The sequence below is a fragment of the Selenomonas sp. genome (genome assembly GCF_057272215.1).
The window spans coordinates 146,317-164,420 of record NZ_DBHIUY010000004.1 but is presented as its reverse complement, the minus strand read 5'-3'; the positions used below and the strand labels follow the sequence as shown (position 1 = coordinate 164,420).

Here is an 18,104-nt window from a genome sequence, read left to right as displayed (position 1 = left end):
ATTGTTCTCATGCAGTCGATCATATCGGTAAGTACCGGCAAGAGATTATCTGGAGTACAGCTCGACGATCGCCTGCTCGTTGACGGGGACGTCGATCTCATCGCGGCTCGGATAGCGCGTAACCGTACCGCTGAGTTTTGCGCCGTCAGCCGTGAGCCACGCAGGGAGGTTCAGCGGCTTATAATTCTCGGCGAGCGCCTTGAAAAAAGCGTTCGCACGGCTTTTCTCGTCGATCGTGATCTCATCTTCGGCGCGGACGAGCGCGGATGGAATGTCGAGACGCTTGCCGTTGACAAGGATGTGACCGTGCGTCACGAGCTGACGAGCCTGACGGCGCGTCTTAGCAAGACCGAGACGGAATACGACGTTGTCGATGCGGCGCTCAAGGAGACCGAGGAGATTCTCGCCCGTGACGCCCGGCATCGTCTTTGCCTTTTCATAATACTTGCGGAACTGCTTTTCCAAGACGCCGTAGATGAACTTCGCCTTCTGCTTTTCCTTGAGCTGTATACCGTACTCGCTGACCTTGCGGTTCTGGCGGCGCGGCTGACGCTTGGACTGGCGGCTGATGCCGACCATACCCGGCTCGATGCCGAGCGAACGGCACCGCTTGAGGGTTGCGGATCTGTCAATAGCCATATTTCTTCTGCACCTCCATCAAACTCTTCTGCGCTTCGGCGGACGGCAGCCGTTGTGCGGAATCGGGGTGACGTCCTTGATCATGTTGACTTCAAGCCCCGTCGCCTGCAGGGAGCGGATCGCTGCTTCACGGCCGGCGCCGGGTCCCTTGACGTAGACCTCGACCTGCTTCAAGCCATGCTCCATCGCAGCCTTCGCTGCGACTTCCGCCGCCATCTGCGCGGCGAACGGCGTGCTCTTACGCGAGCCGCGGAAGCCGAGGCCGCCGGCGCTCGCCCACGAGAGGGCATTGCCGCTCTTGTCCGTCAGCGTGACGATCGTGTTGTTGAAGGTGGAGCTGATATGTGCAACGCCAAATTCAATGTTCTTGCGGTCTCTTTTTTTCGTCCGCGTCGTTTTCTTTACTGCCACTCAATGACCCTCCCTTTTATTTGTCCTTCTTCTTGCCTGCGATGGCCTTTCTGGGGCCTTTGCGCGTGCGGGCGTTGTTCTTCGTGTTCTGTCCGCGCACGGGAAGTCCCAAGCGGTGACGGCGGCCGCGATAGCAACCGATATCGACGAGACGCTTGATCGCCATCTGACGCTCACGGCGAAGATCGCCCTCGACGATCGCTTCCTTGTCGATGACGTCGCGCAGTTTCACGACTTCATCTTCCGTGAGGTCGCGCGTGCGCGTGTCAGGATTGACGCCCGCCAACTTCAGGAGCTTCTGGGATGTCGTCAGACCGATCCCGTAGATATATGTCAAAGCAATCTCGATTCTCTTGTCACGCGGTAAATCCACACCGGCGATACGTGCCATAAAAAAGCACCTCCTTAACCTTGTCTCTGCTTATGCTTCGGATTTTCGCAAATGACCATGACGCGGCCCTTGCGTTTGATGATTTTGCATTTCTCGCAAATCCGTTTGACGGACGGCTTGACTTTCATTGACATTGCCTCCTTCTGCGCTGCCTGCCGAAAAAGCGGCTGCGTCTACTTAAAACGATAGGTGATGCGGCCGCGTGTCAGATCGTAAGGCGTAAGCTCAATCGTGACCTTGTCGCCGGGAAGAATGCGAATGAAATTCATGCGGATCTTCCCCGAGACATGCGCCAGGACGACGTGACCGTTTTCCAGCTCGACTTGAAACATCGCGTTGGGCAGCGCTTCCAGCACTTTGCCCTCGACTTCGATTACATCTTGTTTTGACATGAGCTTCTCCCTCTCTGAAATTGGGTTGGGCGAAAGCTGTCCATCTTCCGTGAAAGGAGCGTTCCGCATCGGGAAATGCCCATGCCCAACATCGTATTTTTCGGGACGCTTTCGTTCGCCCCGCCGTGACGCTCTAGCGTCTTTATCGCTCGGTGGCTCCCAGACACGCAGCCTCAGCCCTTCAAAGCAGCGAGCATGGCGACCTTGACGGCGTCGATGGTCTGTCTGCCGTCGATCTCCTTGTAGACGCCCGCCTTCTCATAGTAGTCGATCAAGGGCTTTGTCTGCGCCTCATAAACGGAAAGACGGTTCTTCATCGTCTCCTCGCTGTCGTCAGCGCGCTGGTAGAGGTCTCCGGAGCAGGCGTCGCAAACCGCGTCCTTCGCAGGCGGATTGAACTTCACATGGTAGGTAGCGCCGCAGGATTTGCAGATGCGGCGTCCGACGGCGCGCTCGATGAGGTCCGCCGTCGGCACCGTGATGTTTAGAGCAGCGGTGAGGCAAAGCCCCAGCTCTTTCAGAATGCCCGAAAGGGCGTCCGCCTGCTCCACCGTACGCGGGAAGCCGTCCAGGATGAAACCCTTCTTGCAGTCGGGCTTCGCGAGCCGCTCCTTTACGATGCCGATCGTGACCTCGTCCGGCACGAGCTTACCGGCGTCCATGCAGGCCTTCGCCTGCAGCCCGAGCGCCGTCCCCTCTTTCACGGCGGCGCGGAACATGTCGCCCGTCGAGATGTGCGGGATGCCGAACTCTTTCACGAGATTGGCCGCCTGCGTGCCTTTGCCGGCGCCCGGCGGGCCCATTAACAGGATATGCATCAAAGGACTCCTCCTATTTCATGAAACCTTGATAATGGCGCATGACCACCATAGACTCGATCTGCTTCATCGTGTTCAGTGCAACCCCGACGACGATGAGCAATGCCGTGCCGCCGAAGTACACGCCCTCGATGTGGGTCGCGCCCGCGACGAGGTTCGGCAGCACTGCGATGAAAGCCAGGAAGAACGCGCCTGCCAGCGTGATGCGCGTCATGACAGTATCGAGATATTCTTCCGTTGGTTTGCCCGGGCGTATGCCGGGGATGAAACCACCGTATTTTTTCAGATTCTCTGCCATATCCGATATCTTTACAGTAACCGCGGTATAAAAGTACGTGAAGAAAATGATGAGCAGCGCGTAGATACTGGTCTGCAGCGGTGTGCCCCACGCAAAATAACCGGCGAGTGTGGTCACCCAGGGAACTTCAATAAACTGGGCGACGGTTACTGGAAACATCAGCACGGATGACGCAAAGATGATTGGAATAACTCCCGCATGGTTGACCTTCAGCGGGATATGGCTGGAACTTCCGCCATACGTTTTCTTTCCGACAACCCTTTTTGCGTAGGAAATCGGAATTCTGCGATTGCCCTCTTGGATGTAAATGACAAACACGATCATCAAGAGAGCGATGACGGCAAAGACGAATGCGTTGAAATAGCTGATCGTCCCCGCCTGTAAGTAGCTGTAGATCGTGCCGAGATTCTTCGGCAATGCCGCGACGATACCGGCAAAGATAATGAGCGATATGCCGTTGCCGACGCCGTTCGCCGTGATCTGCTCGCCGATCCACATGAGGAATATCGTGCCTCCCGTCAACGTGATCGCGATGATCAGAATGGAGACGGGGTTGGGATTCAAGATCGCCTGCTTCAAGCCAATCGACATGCCGATGGCTTGGAAAAAGGCGAGAGCTACGGTCAGGTAGCGTGTGACCTTCGTCGTTTTCTTGTGCCCTTCCTGCCCTTCTTTGGACCATTGCTCCAAAGTCGGAATGACAACCGTGAGAAGCTGCATGATGATTGACGCGTTGATGTACGGCGTGATGCTCATCGCAAAGATGGAAAACTTGCTGAACGCACCGCCGGAAAAGAGATCCAACAGGCCGAACAAGTTGCCCGTAGCAAACAGCTGCTCGATCGCCGACGGATCAACGCCCGGTACAGGAATGTGCGTACCGAGACGAAACACGGCGAACATGACGAGCGTGAAGATGACCTTCTGTCTTAGCTCCGGAATCTTATAGACGTTCGCAAGGGCTGAAAACAATCAGATCACCTCGATCTGGCCGCCTGCCGCCTTGATCTTCTCCTCCGCCGACTTCGTAAAGCCGTTGGCGCGAACCGTGAGTTTCTTCGTGATCTCGCCCTTGCCGAGGATGCGGATGCCGTCACAGACATTCTTCAGGATGCCCTCTTCAACGAGTGCGACGGGATCGACGACAGCGCCGTCGTCAAAGCGGTTCAAAGTTTCGACGTTGACTTCCGCATAGATCTTGCGGAACACATTGTTGAAGCCGCGCTTCGGAAGCCTGCGGTAGATCGGCATCTGTCCGCCTTCGAAGCCCGTGCGGACGCCGCCGCCGCTCCTCGAATTCTGACCTTTGTGCCCGCGACCTGCGGTCTTGCCGTTGCCGCTGCCGATGCCGCGGCCTACGCGGTTGCGCGTCTTTTTGGAGCCTTCCGCCGGGGACAATTCATGTAACTTCATACTGCTTGCACCTCCTTGTTCTTTCTTATATATTCTCGACCTTCACGAGATGTTCGACCTTGTGGATCTGCCCCTTCAGCGCATCGTTCATCTCACGCTCGACCGACGAGTTGAGCTTACGAAGTCCGAGCGAACGAACGGTGGCTCTCTGCGTCTCGGGACGACCGATGAGGCTTCTCGTAAGAGTGATTTTGACCTTTGCCATCGAACTTCCTCCTTACCCTAAGAGTTCCTGCACCGTCTTGCCGCGCAGTTCAGCGACCGCTTCGGCGCGCTTGAGCTGCTCGAGACCCTTGACCGTGGCGCGAACCATGTTGTTCGGATTCGACGATCCCAAGGACTTCGTGAGAATGTCGCGGATGCCCGCAAGTTCCAAGACGGCGCGCGCAGGACCGCCCGCGATGACGCCGGTACCTTTGGCGGCGGGCTTCAAGAGCACGCGGCCTGCACCGAAGATGCCGATCATCTCGTGCGGAATCGTCGTGTCCTTCAAAGAAACCTCGATGAGATTCTTCTTCGCGTCCTCGATGCCCTTTCGGATCGCCTCGGGCACTTCGCTCGCCTTTCCAAGACCTGCGCCGACCTTGCCCTTCTTATTGCCCACGACGACGAGGGCGCTGAAGGAGAAACGGCGGCCGCCCTTGACGACTTTAGCGACGCGGTTGATGTAAACGACCTTCTCCTCAAATTCAGGAGTCTCGTTGTTTCTGTCCCGGTCCCTGTCATGGTTCCTGTCCATTCTAGCCATTCATTTACCTCCTTGCAAGTCAGAATTTAAGGCCTGCCTCGCGCGCTGCTTCCGCGAGCGCTGCGACGCGGCCGTGGTAGATGTAGCCTCCGCGGTCAAAGACAACCTCGGTGATACCCTTTTCGAGTGCACGCTTCGCGACAGCGGCGCCGACAGCCTTCGCGGCTTCAATGTTGCCGCCGTAGTTCGAGAATCCCTTGTCCTTCGAACTTGCCGAGACGAGCGTCACGCCCTTTTCGTCGTCGATCACCTGCGCGTAGATGTTCGCGAGGCTTCTGTATACGTTGAGGCGTGGGCGCTCTGCCGTGCCCGAAACGTGGTTCCTCACGCGCAGGTGGCGCTTCTGCCTTGCCTTGTTCTTATCTGCCTTGATCAGCACTATGGTCACTCCTTCCCTTTAAGCTGCCTTATTTCTTCGCCTTCGCGCCGGCCTTACCGACCTTGCGGCGAATGTGCTCGCCTTCGTACTTGATGCCCTTGCCCTTGTACGGTTCAGGCAGACGATAGCTGCGAATCTTCGCGGCGATGGCTCCGACAGCTTCCTTGTCGATGCCCGAAACGACGATGCTTGTCGCGCTCGGCGCGTCAAGCGTAATGCCTGCGGGCGGCTCGACGATGACGGGATGGGAAAAACCCAAGGAAAGGTTCAAATTCTTGCCCTGCTTCGCAGCACGGTAGCCGACGCCGTTGATCTCCAGCGTTTTCTTGAAGCCTTCCGTCACGCCGACGACCATGTTGTTCAAAAGCGTGCGCGTGAGACCGTGCAGGGAGCGATGCATCTTATCGTCCGACGGACGCGTGACCGTGAGGACACTGCCCTCGACCGTAATCTTCATGTCCGGATGAAGCTCGCGGAAAAGCTCGCCCTTCGGACCCTTTACTGTCACCTTATTGACTTCCTCAATCTTGACGGTTACGCCAGCGGGAATCTCAATCGGTGCTCTGCCAATTCTCGACATCTTTTCACCTCCAGACGTTTACCAGACATAGGCGACGACTTCGCCGCCAAGACCGGCCTTGCGGGCTTCCTTGTCGCTCATAATCCCCTTCGATGTGGAAATGATGGCGACGCCGAGTCCGCCGAGGACGCGCGGCAGCTCATCGTGCTTCGCGTAAGCGCGGAGACCAGGCTTCGAGATGCGCTTGATGCCCGTGATGACCTTCTCGCGTGCGGGGCCGTACTTGAGGAAAACCGTCAACATGCCCTGCTTGGAGTCTGCCGTGAAGGTGTAGTCTTTAATGAAACCCTCTTCCTTCAAGACCTCGGCAATCGCCTTCTTGATCTTGGAAGCGGGAATTTCCACCTTGGAGTGGTAAACGGAGTTCGCGTTGCGAACGCGCGTCAGCATATCTGCAATAGGATCAGTCATTACCATGAAACCGATATCCTCCCTTTCATTCTTTTCGAGGAAGACGCCGCGCCAAAGGTGCGGGACGGCTTCCTTTCACTTTCGCCCCTCGGGGCGGTTCCTTACCATAAAGCCCCAAGAGGTCAAGCCATAGGCGCAGACCGATTGGTTAGGCTTCTGTAAGGGCGGCGCACTTTTGTCCACGAAGCGGACGTTTGTGCGTGTAGTTTACCAGCTGGCTTTCGTCACGCCGGGAATGGCGCCGTTGTAGCTCTGCTCACGGAAGCAGATGCGGCACATGTCGAACTTTCTCATGTAGCCATGCGGACGACCGCAGATCTTGCAGCGGTTGTGCTGGCGCACCTTGAACTTCGGCTGCTGGCTCCACTTTTCGATCATTGATTTCTTTGCCACAGTTCATACCTCCTTCTTCAAGCCTTGAAGGGCATGCCCATGAGCTTCAAAAGCTCACGCGCCTCTTCGTCTTTTTCCGCTGTCGTGACGATGACGATGTTCATGCCGCGCAGCTTGTCGATCTTATCGTACTCGATCTCGGGGAAGATGAGCTGCTCCTTGAGGCCGACCGCATAGTTGCCGCGACCGTCAAATGCCGTGCTGCTCACGCCGCGGAAGTCGCGGACGCGCGGCAGGGCGACGTTGATGAACTTGTCGAGGAACTGGTACATGCGCGTGCCGCGCAGCGTGACCTTCGTGCCGATCGGCATACCTTCCCTGAGTTTCCAAGCCGCAAGCGACTTTTTCGCGCGCGTCAGAATCGGCTTCTGACCTGCGATGATCGTCAGATCGCTGACGGCGGCGTCAAGCGCCTTGGGATTGCCGACAGCTTCGCCGACGCCCATGTTGATGATGACCTTCTCGATCTTCGGAAGCTGCATGATGTTCTTGTAGCCGAACTTCTTCGTAAGCTCCGGCACAACTTCATTCTTGTACTTTTCCTGTAATCTTTCCAAACCGTGCTCCTCCTTCCTCGATTATTTCGTCTGGTCGATGACTTCGCCGCACTTCTTGCAGGCGCGAACCATCTTGCCATTGACTTCCTTCTTGCCCGTGCGCGCAGCCTTTTTGCAGGCGGGGCATACGAGCATGACCTTGCAGGCGTTCAGCGGGGCTTCCTTCTGGATGATGCCGCCCTGCGGATACTTCTGGCTCGGCTTCGTATGGCGCTTCACCTTGTTCACGCCCTCGACGATGACCTTGCCTTTTTTCGGCAGAGCCTCGACGATCTTTCCCTCTTTGCCCTTATCCTTGCCTGCGAGGACGACGACCGTGTCGCCTTTCTTTACGTGCAGTTTCACCTGTGACAAAATAGCGCCTCCTATCAAAGAACTTCAGGAGCCAAGGAAACGATCTTCATGAAATCCTTCTCGCGCAGCTCCCTGGCCACAGGGCCAAAAATACGGGTTCCTCTCGGCGTCTTGTCTTCCTTGATGAGCACGGCGGCGTTCTCGTCAAAGCGGATGAAAGAGCCGTCCGGACGGCGAATGCCCTTGACGCTGCGGACGACGACAGCCTTGACGACGTCGCCCTTCTTGACCGTACCGCCGGGGGCCGCTGCCTTGACGGCAGCCACGATAACATCACCGATGTTGGCATACTTGCGGTACGAGCCGCCGAGCACGCGGATGCACATGATCTCTTTCGCGCCCGTATTGTCGCCAACATTCAGCATGGTCTGCTGTTGAATCAATGTATGAACCTCCCTTTCGAGATAGCGGCGAGATTATTTCGCCCTCTCGACGATCTTCACGACTCTCCAGCGCTTGTGCTTCGAGAGCGGACGCGTCTCCATCAGAGCCACCGTATCGCCGACATGCGCCTCGTTGTTTTCGTCGTGCGCCTGGAATTTCACCGTCTTCTTGACGGCTTTTTTATACAATTTATGCTGTTCGATGTCGACAACGGCGACGACGACGGTCTTATCCATCTTGTCGCTTACGACCTTGCCGACTCTCGTCTTGCGTTCATTTCTCTCGCTCATCAAAGAGCCTCCTTCCTCTGCATATCAATCAATGTTTTGCCAAGCAAATGTCCTGACTTCCAAGTTCAAGCTCACGCTGCACCGTCTTGACGCGTGCGATTGACTTCTTGACTTCCTTGATACGCATCGGATTCTCCAGCTGACCGGTAGCGTGCTGGAAACGGAGGTTAAACAGCTCCTGTTTGAGCGAAGCAAGCTTTTCGCCAAGCTCCCCGGCATTCAAGTCGCGTATCTCATTAACCTTCATTTACTTCACCGCCCTCTGCTGCTTTCAGTGACTCCTCGCGCGTGACGAACTTCGTGCGGATCGGCAGCTTGTGGCCTGCGAGACGCATGGCCTCCATGGCAACTTCCTTCGACACGCCGTTCATCTCAAAGAGCACGCGGCCGGGCTTGACGACGCAGACCCAGTACTCAGGCGAACCTTTGCCGCTGCCCATGCGCGTCTCGGCAGGCTTCGCTGTAACGGGCTTGTCGGGGAAGATCTTGATCCAGACCTTACCGCCGCGCTTGATGTAGCGCGTCATGGCGATACGGGCGGCTTCGATCTGACGGTTCGTGATCCATGCCGGCTCCAGAGCCACAAGGCCGAACTCACCGTGGCTGACCGTGTTGCCGCGATGCGCCTTACCCTTCATGCGGCCGCGGAACTGCTTGCGGTATTTGACTCTCTTCGGTAATAACATTAAGCCTCGCTCCCTTCAGCAGCAGCCTTCTGCGACTGCTTCTTCTCCGGAAGGATTTCGCCCTTGAATATCCAAACCTTGACGCCGATGCGTCCGTACGTCGTGCGGGCTTCCGCCGTGCCGTAGTCAATGTCGGCGCGCAGCGTGTGCAGCGGGATGCTTCCCTCGCGATACGCTTCGCTTCTGGCAATTTCCGCGCCGCCTAAGCGACCCGAAACCTTGACCTTGATGCCCTTGGCGCCAAGACGCATCGTGCGGCCAACCGACTGCTTCATAGCGCGGCGGAACGCGATGCGGCGCTCAAGCTGCTGTGCGATGTTCTCGGCGACGAGCGTCGCGTCGAGATCGGGCTGGCGGATCTCGGCGATGTTGATGTCAACCGTCTTGTCCGTCTTGCCCTTGAGACCTTCCTTGATCTGCTCGATGCCCGAGCCGCCGCGGCCGATGACCATGCCGGGCTTCGCCGTATGGATCGTGAGCTTCAGGCGGTTCTTCGAGCGCTCCGTCTCAATCTTCGAGACGCCGGCAGCGCCGAGACTGTCCTTCAAATACTTGCGGATCTTGATATCTTCATGCAGGTTGTCTGCAAAGTCCTTGTCTGCGTACCATTTTGCATCCCAATCCTTGACGATGCCGATGCGGATGCCGTTCGGATTTACTTTCTGACCCAAACCTTTTCCCTCCTTCTCATCTTTCTTCCACGGCGACGGTGACGTGAGACGTGCGCTTCAAGATCTTGAACGCCTGCCCACGGGAACGCGGGTGGATACGTTTGAGTGTCGGGCCCTGATCGACATACGCCGTCTTAACGTAGAGTTTGTCGACATTCATGTCGAAATTGTTCTCAGCATTGGAAACGGCGGATTTTAATACCTTCTCTATGACGTCCGCGCCGATCTTCGGCGTGAACTTCAAGATTGCGAAAGCCGAGGCGATGTCCTTGCCACGGATGAGATCCATGACGACACGTACCTTGCGCGGCGCAATCCGTACATACTTAGCTGTAGCTTTTGCTTCCAAAGGGGAAATGCCTCCTTTCGCTCTTATCTCAGCGAAGTCTTGCGCTCTTCGCCGGCATGGCCTTTGAACGTGCGCGTCGGAGCGAATTCCCCGAGCTTATGTCCAACCATGTCTTCCGTCACATATACAGGAACGTGCTTGCGGCCGTCGTGTACGGCGATCGTATGACCCACGAAATCCGGCAGGATCGTAGAACTTCTCGACCACGTTTTCACGACCTTCTTGTCGTTCGCCGCGTTGAGCGCGTCAATTTTCTTCACGAGACTTTCTTGCACGAAAGGTCCCTTCTTTACTGATCTCGACAAAATATATCCTCCTTCCGCTCAGGCAGCCAATGTACTGCCTGCCATCCACGAATTACTTGCGGCCGCGTACGATGAGCTTGTCCGACGCCTTCTTGCGGCGCGTCTTGGCGCCCATCGCGCACTTGCCCCATTTCGTGACCGGATGCTTGCGGCCGACCGGGCTTCTTCCTTCGCCGCCGCCGTGCGGATGGTCGTTCGGGTTCATCGCTACGCCGCGATTCTCCGGACGCTTGCCGAGCCAGCGATTGCGTCCCGCCTTGCCGATCGTAATGTTCTCATGTTCCAAGTTGCCGACCTGACCGATCGTCGCGCGGCAGTTGATATGCACTTTGCGAAGCTCGCCCGAGGGAAGACGCAAAAGTGCGTAGTCGTTTTCCTTCGCCATGAGCTGCACGGCGCTGCCGGCGCTCCTTGCGAGCTGTGCGCCCTTGCCGATCTTCATCTCAATGTTATGGATCATCGTGCCGACGGGGATATTCTTGATCGGAAGCGCGTTGCCGACCTTGATATCCGCTTCCGCGCCCGACTCCACCTTGTCGCCGACCTTGAGTCCGTTCGGCGCGAGGATGTAGCGCTTCTCGCCGTCCGCGTAGTTCAAAAGGGCGATACGTGCGCTGCGGTTCGGATCGTACTCAATCGTCGCGACGCGGGCGGGGATGCCGTCCTTCGTGCGCTTGAAGTCGATGATGCGGTAGCGGCGCTTATGACCGCCGCCCTGATGACGCACCGTCATGCGCCCCTGCTGGTTGCGTCCGCCATGACTCTTGAGGCTCTCGACGAGGGATTTTTCCGGCTTGTCCGTCGTGATCTCATCGAACGATGCGACCGTCATGAACCTGCGGCCTGCGGAATAGGGTTTGAAACTTTTGATTGCCACTTCTCTTTACCTCCTTTGCTCGATTTTATGCCTGGAAGAACTCGATCGTCTCGCCCGGAGCGAGCTTCACGATCGCTTTCTTGTAGTCCGAGCGCTTGCCGACGAAACGTCCCATGCGCTTTACCTTGCCGCTGACGTTGACCGTGTTCACGTTCGCGACCTTCACGTTGAAAACTTCCGCGACTGCCTTGGCGATCTCGATTTTGTTCGCTTTCTTGGCAACGACGAAGACATACTTGCCTTCCTCCATGAGCTGTGTGCTTTTCTCCGTGATCAGCGGGCGGATGAGGATATCGCGTGCGTCCATTATGCGAGCACCTCCTCGATTTTTTCTATCGCAGCTTTCGTGATGAAGAGCTTCGTATGGTTCAAAATATCGTAGACGTTGAGACCCATCGTGTTGATCGCCTTGACGCCGGGGATGTTGCGCGAAGAACGCTCGACATTCTCGTTCTCATCGAGCGTGATGATGAGGCTCTTCGCTTCGACGCCAAAATCGCTGAGCATCTTGACGACGCTCTTCGTCTTCGGGGCGTCGAACTGCAGGTCGTCGAGAACGATGAAATCACCGCTCGCCACCTTGTCCGAGAGCGCACACTTGATCGCGAGGCGGCGCTGCTTCTTCGGCATACGGAAAGCATACGAGCGCGGCTGAGGGCCGAACACCGTGCCGCCGCCAACCCAGAGCGGCGAGCGCGTCGAGCCGCTTCTCGCACGACCCGTGCCCTTCTGTCTCCACGGCTTCCTGCCGCCGCCCCTCACGAGACCGCGCGTTTTCGTGGCATGTGTACCGAGACGGCGCGATGCGAGCTGCATGACGACCGCCTGATGTACAAGACCTGCATTCATCTCCACGCCGAAGACGCTGTCATTCAATTCGATATCGCCAACCTGCTGGTTTGCGCTATTATAAACTGCTACTTTTGGCATAAGTTAGCAATCCTCCTTCCAGATTATTTTCCCGCCTGTTTCGGCTTGTCCGGCTTGACCGTGGCGCGAACCACGACAAGACCCTTCTTCGGGCCGGGGATTGCGCCCTTGATGAGGATGAGGTTGCGCTCCGCGTCCACACGGACGACGGCGAGACGCTGCACCGTAACCCTCGCATGACCCATCTGGCCGGGGAGCTTCTTGCCCTTCAAGACGCGGCCGCCATGACCGCTGATCATCGCGCCCGTCGAGCCGGGTTCTCTGTGCGACTTCGAGCCGTGCCCCATAGGACCGCGCGCGAAGTTGTGGCGCTTGATCGTACCGGCGAAGCCCTTGCCCTTCGAAGTGCCCGTCACATCGACGAGGTCGCCGGCAGCAAATATGTCAACGCCGATGGTGTCACCGACATTATATTCCGAAGCATCAGTCAGACGCATCTCGCGGATGAAGCGTACAGGAGCGACCCCTGCTTTAGCGAAGTGACCCTTCAGAGGCTTCGTGACCCTCTTCTCCTTGACTTCGCCGAAGCCGATCTGGACAGCGTTGTAGCCGTCATTCTCCACGGTCTTGTTCATGATGACAACATTGTTGCCGGACTCGACGACCGTGACGGGAACGACAGTGCCCTCTTCCGTAAAGATCTGCGTCATGCCAAGTTTTCTTCCCAAAATAGCTTTCGACATAAATTCCACCTCCCCTTACAGCTTGATCTCGATGTCCACCCCGGCCGGCAGGTCAAGGCGCATCAATGCGTCCACCGTCTTGGACGAAGGATCGAGGATGTCGATGAGGCGCTTATGGGTGCGCATCTCGAACTGCTCGCGCGAATCCTTGTTGACATGCGGGGAACGCAGGATCGTGTAGATGTTCTTCTCCGTGGGGAGTGGGATCGGTCCCGACACACGAGCGCCCGTCCTCTTGGCGGTATCGACGATCTTAACCGCGCTCTGGTCGAGAGCCTTGTGGTCGTAAGCCTTCAAACGAATACGGATTTTCTGCTGTTTTGACAATGTGTTTTCCTCCTTGTCGTCCGGACTCCGTGGCCCAAACATTTCTCCGCAGCAGTTCCCTCGGCTCATGCCGAGCCATCTGCCGCGTCATCGCATGGGAGCAATAAGAAAACGCTGAACTTGTCAGTGATTCCTGTGATGAGATAAATACATAAAGCTTTTATAAAGGGCTGCGAGACCGCAGCCCTTATAAAAGCCCTTATGAAGTTGACGTCTTAGCCCTCGATCTCCGTCACGCGGCCGGCGCCGACCGTATGACCGCCCTCACGGATAGCGAAGCGCAGACCCTTTTCGATGGCGATCGGCGTGATGAGCTCGACCTGCATCTCGACGTTGTCGCCAGGCATGACCATCTCCGTGCCTTCCGGCAGACGAACAACACCCGTGACATCCGTCGTGCGGAAGTAGAACTGCGGACGATAGTTCGTGAAGAACGGCGTATGACGACCGCCCTCTTCCTTCTTGAGGACGTAGACCTGCGCCTTGAACTTCGTGTGCGGATTAATCGAGCCGGGCTTCGCGAGAACCTGTCCGCGGACGATGTCCTTGCGATCGACGCCGCGCAAGAGAGCGCCGATGTTGTCGCCAGCGACAGCCGTATCAAGCATCTTGCGGAACATTTCGATGCCCGTGACAACCGTCGACTTCGTCTCATCTTCGAGACCGACGATCTCGACCGTATCGTTGAGCTTCAGCTCACCGCGCTCGACGCGGCCCGTCGCGACCGTGCCGCGGCCCGTGATCGTGAAGACATCTTCAACCGGCATGAGGAAAGGCTTCTCCGTATCGCGCGTCGGCGTCGGGATGTACTCATCGACAGCATCCATGAGTTCGAGAATCTTCTTCTCCATCTCCGCATCATCCTCAAGAGCCTTGAGAGCCGAGCCTGCGATCACCGGAATGTCGTCGCCGGGGAACTCATACTGCGTGAGAAGGTCGCGGACTTCCATCTCGACGAGTTCGAGGAGCTCAGGGTCGTCGACCTGATCGACCTTGTTGAGGAAAACAACGATCGCCGGAACGCCGACCTGGCGAGCCAAGAGAATATGCTCGCGCGTCTGCGGCATCGGACCGTCGGCAGCGCTGACGACGAGGATCGCGCCGTCCATCTGCGCCGCGCCCGTGATCATGTTCTTGACGTAGTCAGCGTGGCCCGGGCAATCGACGTGCGCGTAGTGACGTTTTTCCGTCTCGTACTCAACGTGCGCCGTATTGATCGTGATGCCGCGCTCTCTCTCTTCCGGAGCCTTATCGATGTCCGCGTAGTCCTCAAACTGCGCCATGCCTTTTTTGGACAGGACCTTCGTGATGGCTGCCGTCAGCGTCGTCTTGCCGTGATCGACGTGACCGATCGTACCGATGTTGACATGCGGCTTGTTTCTCTCAAACTTCTGCTTAGCCATATTGTTTTTTCCTCCCTCGTTACTCGCCCTTGTTCTTGGCGATGATAGCCTCGGCTATATTCTTAGGAACTTCATCATAGTAAGAAACTTCCATAGAGTAGTTCCCTCGACCCTGTGTCTTGGAGCGCAGATCCGTCGAATATCCGAACATCTCGGACAACGGGACGAACGCATTGATGACCTGGGCGCCGTTTCTCGCTTCCATGCCGTCGATGCGACCGCGGCGCGAATTGATGTCGCCCATGACATCGCCCATGTACTCTTCCGGTACGATGACCTCGACCTTCACATAAGGCTCAAGAAGCACCGGATTCGCCTTCTCGGCGCCGTTTCTAAACGCCATCGAACCTGCGATCTTGAACGCCATTTCAGAAGAGTCGACTTCGTGGTACGAGCCGTCGTAGACCGTGACTTTGACGTCGACCATCGGATAGCCCGCAATGACGCCGTTGTCCATAGCCTCGCGCACGCCGTTCTCGATCGGGTTGATGAACTCCTTCGGAATGACGCCGCCGACGATCTTGTTCTCGAACGTGAAGCCCTCGCCCGGCTCCTGCGGCGTGAGTTCGAGCCAGCAATGACCGTACTGACCATGACCGCCCGACTGACGGACGAACTTGCCTTCCGCCTTCGCCGGCTTCCTTATCGTCTCGCGATACGCGACCTGCGGATTGCCGACGTTGCAGTCGACCTTGAACTCGCGCAGCATACGGTCGACGATGATTTCCAAATGCAGCTCGCCCATGCCCGAGATGATCGTCTGTCCCGTCTCCTGATCCGTGCGCACACGGAATGTCGGATCCTCTTCCGCCAGTTTCTGCAGGGCGATGCCCATCTTCTCCTGATCGTTCTTCGTCTTAGGCTCAACCGCGACCGAGATGACCGGGTCGGGGAACTCCATCGACTCCAGAATGATCGGCTTCGAATCATCGCAGAGCGTGTCGCCCGTCGTCGTATCCTTCAAGCCGACGGCAGCGGCAATATCGCCGCTGTAGACCGTATCCAGCTCGGCGCGATGGTTCGCGTGCATCTGCAGGATGCGACCGATGCGTTCCTTCTTGCCCTTCGTCGAATTGAAGACGTAGGAGCCGGAAGAAAGCGTGCCCGAGTAAACGCGGAAGAATGCAAGCTTGCCGACGTAAGGATCCGCCATGATCTTGAACGCAAGCGCCGCAAAGGGGCCGTCGTCCGTCGAATCGCGGTGATCTTCCTCGCCCGTATCAGGATCGACGCCCTTGATCGCAGGGATGTCGATCGGCGCCGGCATGAAATCGACGATCGCGTCGAGCATCGGCTGCACGCCGCGGTTACGGTACGAAGATCCGCAGGTGACAGGCGTCATCTTGCAGGCGATCGTCGCCTTGCGGATCGCCTTACGAATCTCATCTTCCGAGATCTCCTCGCCGCCGAGATACTTCTCCATGAGCTCGTCATCCTCTTCAGCAACGGCTTCGAGGAGCTTGTCGCGATACTCGTCAGCGAGATCCTTCATATCATCGGGAATCGCCACCTCGTCGGCGACCTTTCCGAGATCGTCCTCATAGATGATAGCTTCCATCTTGATGAGATCGACGATGCCGGAGAACGTATCCTCCGAGCCGATCGGCAGCTGGATTGCCACCGGGTTTGCCTGCAGGCGCTCCTGCATCATCTTCATGACGTTGAAGAAATCCGCGCCTGTGATATCCATCTTGTTGACATAAGCCATGCGCGGGACATTGTACTTCTCCGCCTGCCGCCAGACCGTTTCCGTCTGTGGCTCGACGCCGCCCCTTGCCGTCAGAACGGCGACAGCGCCGTCAAGCACGCGCAGCGAGCGCTCCACCTCAACCGTGAAGTCAACGTGGCCGGGCGTATCAATGATGTTGATTCGATGATTCTTCCAATGGCAGGTCGTCGCAGCCGACGTGATCGTGATGCCGCGCTCCTGCTCCTGTGCCATCCAGTCCATCGTGGCAGCGCCGTCGTGAACTTCGCCGATCTTATGCGTGATGCCCGTATAAAAAAGGATGCGCTCTGTCGTCGTTGTTTTTCCGGCATCAATGTGTGCCATGATGCCGATGTTGCGAGTTTTTTCCAGAGAAAACTCTCTTGCCACTTATTATCGCTCCTTAAATTCGTAAGATACTGCTTGGGATTACCAACGATAATGAGCGAATGCCTTATTAGCCTCAGCCATCTTATGCGTATCTTCTTTTTTCTTGATCGCCGCGCCCGTATTGTTCGCCGCGTCCATGAGCTCGCCCGAAAGCCTCTCATCCATAGTCTTCTCGCCGCGCAGCCTTGCGTAGTTCACAAGCCAGCGGATGCCGAGCGTCATGCGGCGATCCGGACGAACCTCGACCGGCACCTGATAGTTCGCACCACCGACGCGGCGAGCGCGCACCTCGAGAACCGGCATGACATTCTTCAGAGCCGTCTCAAAAACTTCCAGCGGATCCTTGCCCGTCTTGGCGCGGATCGTTTCAAACGCATCGTAAACGACGCGCTCGGCGACGCTCTTCTTGCCCGAGAGCATCACCTTGTTGATAAACTTTGTAACCGTCTTGGACTTGTATACCGGATCCGGCAACACGTCACGTCTGGGTACGGCACCTTTTCTTGGCATACTTACCCCTCCTGGCTATAATCTTTTTCTTAGAAAAAGCATCTCACTTCTTCTTCGCGCGCTTCGCGCCGTACTTCGATCTCGCCTGACCGCGATCCTGAACACCTGCCGTATCCAGCGAACCACGGATGATGTGGTAGCGAACGCCAGGCAGATCCTTGACACGGCCGCCGCGGATCAAGACAACGCTATGCTCCTGCAGATTATGACCAATACCGGGAATGTATGCCGTCACCTCGATGCTGTTCGTCAAGCGAACGCGGGCGACCTTTCTGAGCGCCGAGTTCGGCTTCTTCGGAGTCGTCGTGTAGACCCTCGTGCAGACGCCGCGCTTCTGCGGGCAATTCTTCAGTGCCGGTGCATTCGATTTCTCCTGCATACTCTTGCGGCTCTTGCGAACCAACTGATTGATTGTAGGCATTTGATGCACCTCCTTTCTTCATATTGAGGATTTATTATTTATAATTACTCCGCCGCAGCTCTTTAAGCTGCTCGCCTTGCGGCAGGCGAAGCATTTACCGACAGGCTGCGCTCACTGCCTAAGAACAGCCGCAGCAGCGCTTCGCTTGATGGAACAAGCCTCACCGAGCGCCTGCTTCGTAGGAACATGCACGACGGGTACCCCCATCTCCTCGGCAAGCTGCAGAAGCGGTTCCGTCATACGACCGTCCGCATCGTCCGCCAAAAAAACAGCATCCGCCTGCCCCTTCTGCACGGCTTTCGTGACCTGCTTGACCCCGATGACCCGCACCGCATCCTTCAGCGATTCCAACGTCATGCAGTTTCCCTCCTAACGCACGATTTCCG

33 protein-coding genes are annotated in these 18,104 nt (G+C 57.0%); all 33 read right to left on the bottom strand.

Annotated elements, in window-relative coordinates:
- Window positions 1-45 precede the first annotated feature (45 nt).
- Window positions 46-639: a 30S ribosomal protein S4 gene (rpsD, locus tag ACO5Z0_RS05050; RefSeq protein ID WP_442673367.1), complete on the bottom strand. Its 594-nt coding sequence runs from the start codon at window positions 637-639 to the stop codon at window positions 46-48.
- 18 nt (window positions 640-657) lie between these two features.
- Window positions 658-1,050: a 30S ribosomal protein S11 gene (gene rpsK / locus ACO5Z0_RS05045; RefSeq protein WP_314619575.1), complete on the bottom strand. Its 393-nt coding sequence runs from the start codon at window positions 1,048-1,050 to the stop codon at window positions 658-660.
- 16 nt (window positions 1,051-1,066) lie between these two features.
- Window positions 1,067-1,441, bottom strand: coding sequence for a 30S ribosomal protein S13 (gene rpsM / locus ACO5Z0_RS05040; RefSeq protein ID WP_006191768.1), 375 nt, complete (start codon window positions 1,439-1,441; stop codon window positions 1,067-1,069).
- A gap of 14 nt (window positions 1,442-1,455) precedes the next feature.
- On the bottom strand, window positions 1,456-1,569 hold the full coding sequence (gene rpmJ, locus ACO5Z0_RS05035) for a 50S ribosomal protein L36 (RefSeq protein ID WP_005842139.1): 114 nt from the start codon (window positions 1,567-1,569) through the stop codon (window positions 1,456-1,458).
- Between the two features lie 45 nt (window positions 1,570-1,614).
- Window positions 1,615-1,833, bottom strand: a complete 219-nt coding sequence (gene infA, locus ACO5Z0_RS05030) for a translation initiation factor IF-1 (RefSeq protein ID WP_009645081.1) — start codon at window positions 1,831-1,833, stop codon at window positions 1,615-1,617.
- 173 nt (window positions 1,834-2,006) lie between these two features.
- Entirely contained in the window at window positions 2,007-2,651 is a 645-nt protein-coding gene (locus tag ACO5Z0_RS05025) for an adenylate kinase (RefSeq protein ID WP_442673376.1), read from the bottom strand.
- 13 nt (window positions 2,652-2,664) lie between these two features.
- Entirely contained in the window at window positions 2,665-3,921 is a 1,257-nt protein-coding gene (gene secY / locus ACO5Z0_RS05020) for a preprotein translocase subunit SecY (RefSeq protein WP_442673368.1), read from the bottom strand.
- Window positions 3,922-4,362, bottom strand: a complete 441-nt coding sequence (gene rplO, locus ACO5Z0_RS05015; protein WP_442676420.1) for a 50S ribosomal protein L15 — start codon at window positions 4,360-4,362, stop codon at window positions 3,922-3,924.
- A gap of 25 nt (window positions 4,363-4,387) precedes the next feature.
- Complete coding sequence (rpmD, locus tag ACO5Z0_RS05010) at window positions 4,388-4,567, bottom strand: 50S ribosomal protein L30 (RefSeq protein ID WP_006191760.1); 180 nt, start codon at window positions 4,565-4,567, stop codon at window positions 4,388-4,390.
- Window positions 4,568-4,579: 12 nt separating this feature from the next.
- Entirely contained in the window at window positions 4,580-5,110 is a 531-nt protein-coding gene (gene rpsE, locus ACO5Z0_RS05005) for a 30S ribosomal protein S5 (protein ID WP_006191759.1), read from the bottom strand.
- A gap of 19 nt (window positions 5,111-5,129) precedes the next feature.
- Entirely contained in the window at window positions 5,130-5,489 is a 360-nt protein-coding gene (rplR, locus tag ACO5Z0_RS05000) for a 50S ribosomal protein L18 (RefSeq protein ID WP_009645159.1), read from the bottom strand.
- A gap of 28 nt (window positions 5,490-5,517) precedes the next feature.
- Complete coding sequence (gene rplF / locus ACO5Z0_RS04995) at window positions 5,518-6,069, bottom strand: 50S ribosomal protein L6 (protein ID WP_442673370.1); 552 nt, start codon at window positions 6,067-6,069, stop codon at window positions 5,518-5,520.
- Between the two features lie 18 nt (window positions 6,070-6,087).
- On the bottom strand, window positions 6,088-6,486 hold the full coding sequence (gene rpsH / locus ACO5Z0_RS04990; protein WP_442673371.1) for a 30S ribosomal protein S8: 399 nt from the start codon (window positions 6,484-6,486) through the stop codon (window positions 6,088-6,090).
- A 201-nt stretch (window positions 6,487-6,687) separates the two neighbouring features.
- On the bottom strand, window positions 6,688-6,873 hold the full coding sequence (locus tag ACO5Z0_RS04985; RefSeq protein WP_009645105.1) for a type Z 30S ribosomal protein S14: 186 nt from the start codon (window positions 6,871-6,873) through the stop codon (window positions 6,688-6,690).
- Window positions 6,874-6,890: 17 nt separating this feature from the next.
- Window positions 6,891-7,430, bottom strand: a complete 540-nt coding sequence (rplE, locus tag ACO5Z0_RS04980) for a 50S ribosomal protein L5 (protein WP_442676421.1) — start codon at window positions 7,428-7,430, stop codon at window positions 6,891-6,893.
- A gap of 21 nt (window positions 7,431-7,451) precedes the next feature.
- Complete coding sequence (gene rplX, locus ACO5Z0_RS04975; protein ID WP_442676422.1) at window positions 7,452-7,784, bottom strand: 50S ribosomal protein L24; 333 nt, start codon at window positions 7,782-7,784, stop codon at window positions 7,452-7,454.
- Between the two features lie 14 nt (window positions 7,785-7,798).
- Window positions 7,799-8,167, bottom strand: coding sequence for a 50S ribosomal protein L14 (gene rplN / locus ACO5Z0_RS04970; RefSeq protein ID WP_013740884.1), 369 nt, complete (start codon window positions 8,165-8,167; stop codon window positions 7,799-7,801).
- A 33-nt stretch (window positions 8,168-8,200) separates the two neighbouring features.
- Window positions 8,201-8,458: a 30S ribosomal protein S17 gene (gene rpsQ, locus ACO5Z0_RS04965; protein ID WP_006191734.1), complete on the bottom strand. Its 258-nt coding sequence runs from the start codon at window positions 8,456-8,458 to the stop codon at window positions 8,201-8,203.
- A 28-nt stretch (window positions 8,459-8,486) separates the two neighbouring features.
- On the bottom strand, window positions 8,487-8,705 hold the full coding sequence (gene rpmC, locus ACO5Z0_RS04960; protein WP_442673374.1) for a 50S ribosomal protein L29: 219 nt from the start codon (window positions 8,703-8,705) through the stop codon (window positions 8,487-8,489).
- Entirely contained in the window at window positions 8,695-9,144 is a 450-nt protein-coding gene (rplP, locus tag ACO5Z0_RS04955) for a 50S ribosomal protein L16 (protein WP_006191729.1), read from the bottom strand. Before rplP ends, rpmC begins: the two co-directional genes overlap by 11 nt.
- Complete coding sequence (gene rpsC, locus ACO5Z0_RS04950; RefSeq protein ID WP_442676423.1) at window positions 9,144-9,815, bottom strand: 30S ribosomal protein S3; 672 nt, start codon at window positions 9,813-9,815, stop codon at window positions 9,144-9,146. Before rpsC ends, rplP begins: the two co-directional genes overlap by 1 nt.
- Before the next feature lie 16 nt (window positions 9,816-9,831).
- A complete protein-coding gene (rplV, locus tag ACO5Z0_RS04945; protein ID WP_442673319.1) occupies window positions 9,832-10,164 on the bottom strand; it encodes a 50S ribosomal protein L22 in 333 nt (110 codons plus the stop codon).
- Between the two features lie 23 nt (window positions 10,165-10,187).
- Window positions 10,188-10,469, bottom strand: coding sequence for a 30S ribosomal protein S19 (gene rpsS, locus ACO5Z0_RS04940; protein WP_009645084.1), 282 nt, complete (start codon window positions 10,467-10,469; stop codon window positions 10,188-10,190).
- Between the two features lie 52 nt (window positions 10,470-10,521).
- A complete protein-coding gene (gene rplB, locus ACO5Z0_RS04935; protein ID WP_442673318.1) occupies window positions 10,522-11,346 on the bottom strand; it encodes a 50S ribosomal protein L2 in 825 nt (274 codons plus the stop codon).
- Between the two features lie 25 nt (window positions 11,347-11,371).
- Window positions 11,372-11,653 carry a 50S ribosomal protein L23 gene (rplW, locus tag ACO5Z0_RS04930; protein WP_442673317.1) on the bottom strand — a complete coding sequence of 94 codons (282 nt, stop codon included), beginning with the start codon at window positions 11,651-11,653 and terminating at the stop codon, window positions 11,372-11,374.
- Window positions 11,653-12,276 (bottom strand): 50S ribosomal protein L4, encoded by a 624-nt coding sequence (gene rplD / locus ACO5Z0_RS04925; protein ID WP_442673316.1) that lies wholly within the window; start codon window positions 12,274-12,276, stop codon window positions 11,653-11,655. Before rplD ends, rplW begins: the two co-directional genes overlap by 1 nt.
- Before the next feature lie 23 nt (window positions 12,277-12,299).
- Complete coding sequence (gene rplC, locus ACO5Z0_RS04920) at window positions 12,300-12,959, bottom strand: 50S ribosomal protein L3 (RefSeq protein WP_442673315.1); 660 nt, start codon at window positions 12,957-12,959, stop codon at window positions 12,300-12,302.
- Window positions 12,960-12,974: 15 nt separating this feature from the next.
- A complete protein-coding gene (gene rpsJ / locus ACO5Z0_RS04915) occupies window positions 12,975-13,286 on the bottom strand; it encodes a 30S ribosomal protein S10 (protein WP_442673314.1) in 312 nt (103 codons plus the stop codon).
- A gap of 215 nt (window positions 13,287-13,501) precedes the next feature.
- Window positions 13,502-14,689, bottom strand: coding sequence for an elongation factor Tu (tuf, locus tag ACO5Z0_RS04910; protein WP_442676771.1), 1,188 nt, complete (start codon window positions 14,687-14,689; stop codon window positions 13,502-13,504).
- Between the two features lie 19 nt (window positions 14,690-14,708).
- Window positions 14,709-16,787: an elongation factor G gene (gene fusA / locus ACO5Z0_RS04905; protein WP_442676770.1), complete on the bottom strand. Its 2,079-nt coding sequence runs from the start codon at window positions 16,785-16,787 to the stop codon at window positions 14,709-14,711.
- Window positions 16,788-16,826: 39 nt separating this feature from the next.
- Complete coding sequence (rpsG, locus tag ACO5Z0_RS04900) at window positions 16,827-17,297, bottom strand: 30S ribosomal protein S7 (protein WP_006191712.1); 471 nt, start codon at window positions 17,295-17,297, stop codon at window positions 16,827-16,829.
- Between the two features lie 43 nt (window positions 17,298-17,340).
- Window positions 17,341-17,718 carry a 30S ribosomal protein S12 gene (gene rpsL, locus ACO5Z0_RS04895; RefSeq protein WP_006191709.1) on the bottom strand — a complete coding sequence of 126 codons (378 nt, stop codon included), beginning with the start codon at window positions 17,716-17,718 and terminating at the stop codon, window positions 17,341-17,343.
- A 111-nt stretch (window positions 17,719-17,829) separates the two neighbouring features.
- Window positions 17,830-18,075: a L7Ae/L30e/S12e/Gadd45 family ribosomal protein gene (locus ACO5Z0_RS04890; RefSeq protein WP_442673311.1), complete on the bottom strand. Its 246-nt coding sequence runs from the start codon at window positions 18,073-18,075 to the stop codon at window positions 17,830-17,832.
- Window positions 18,076-18,104 lie beyond the last annotated feature (29 nt).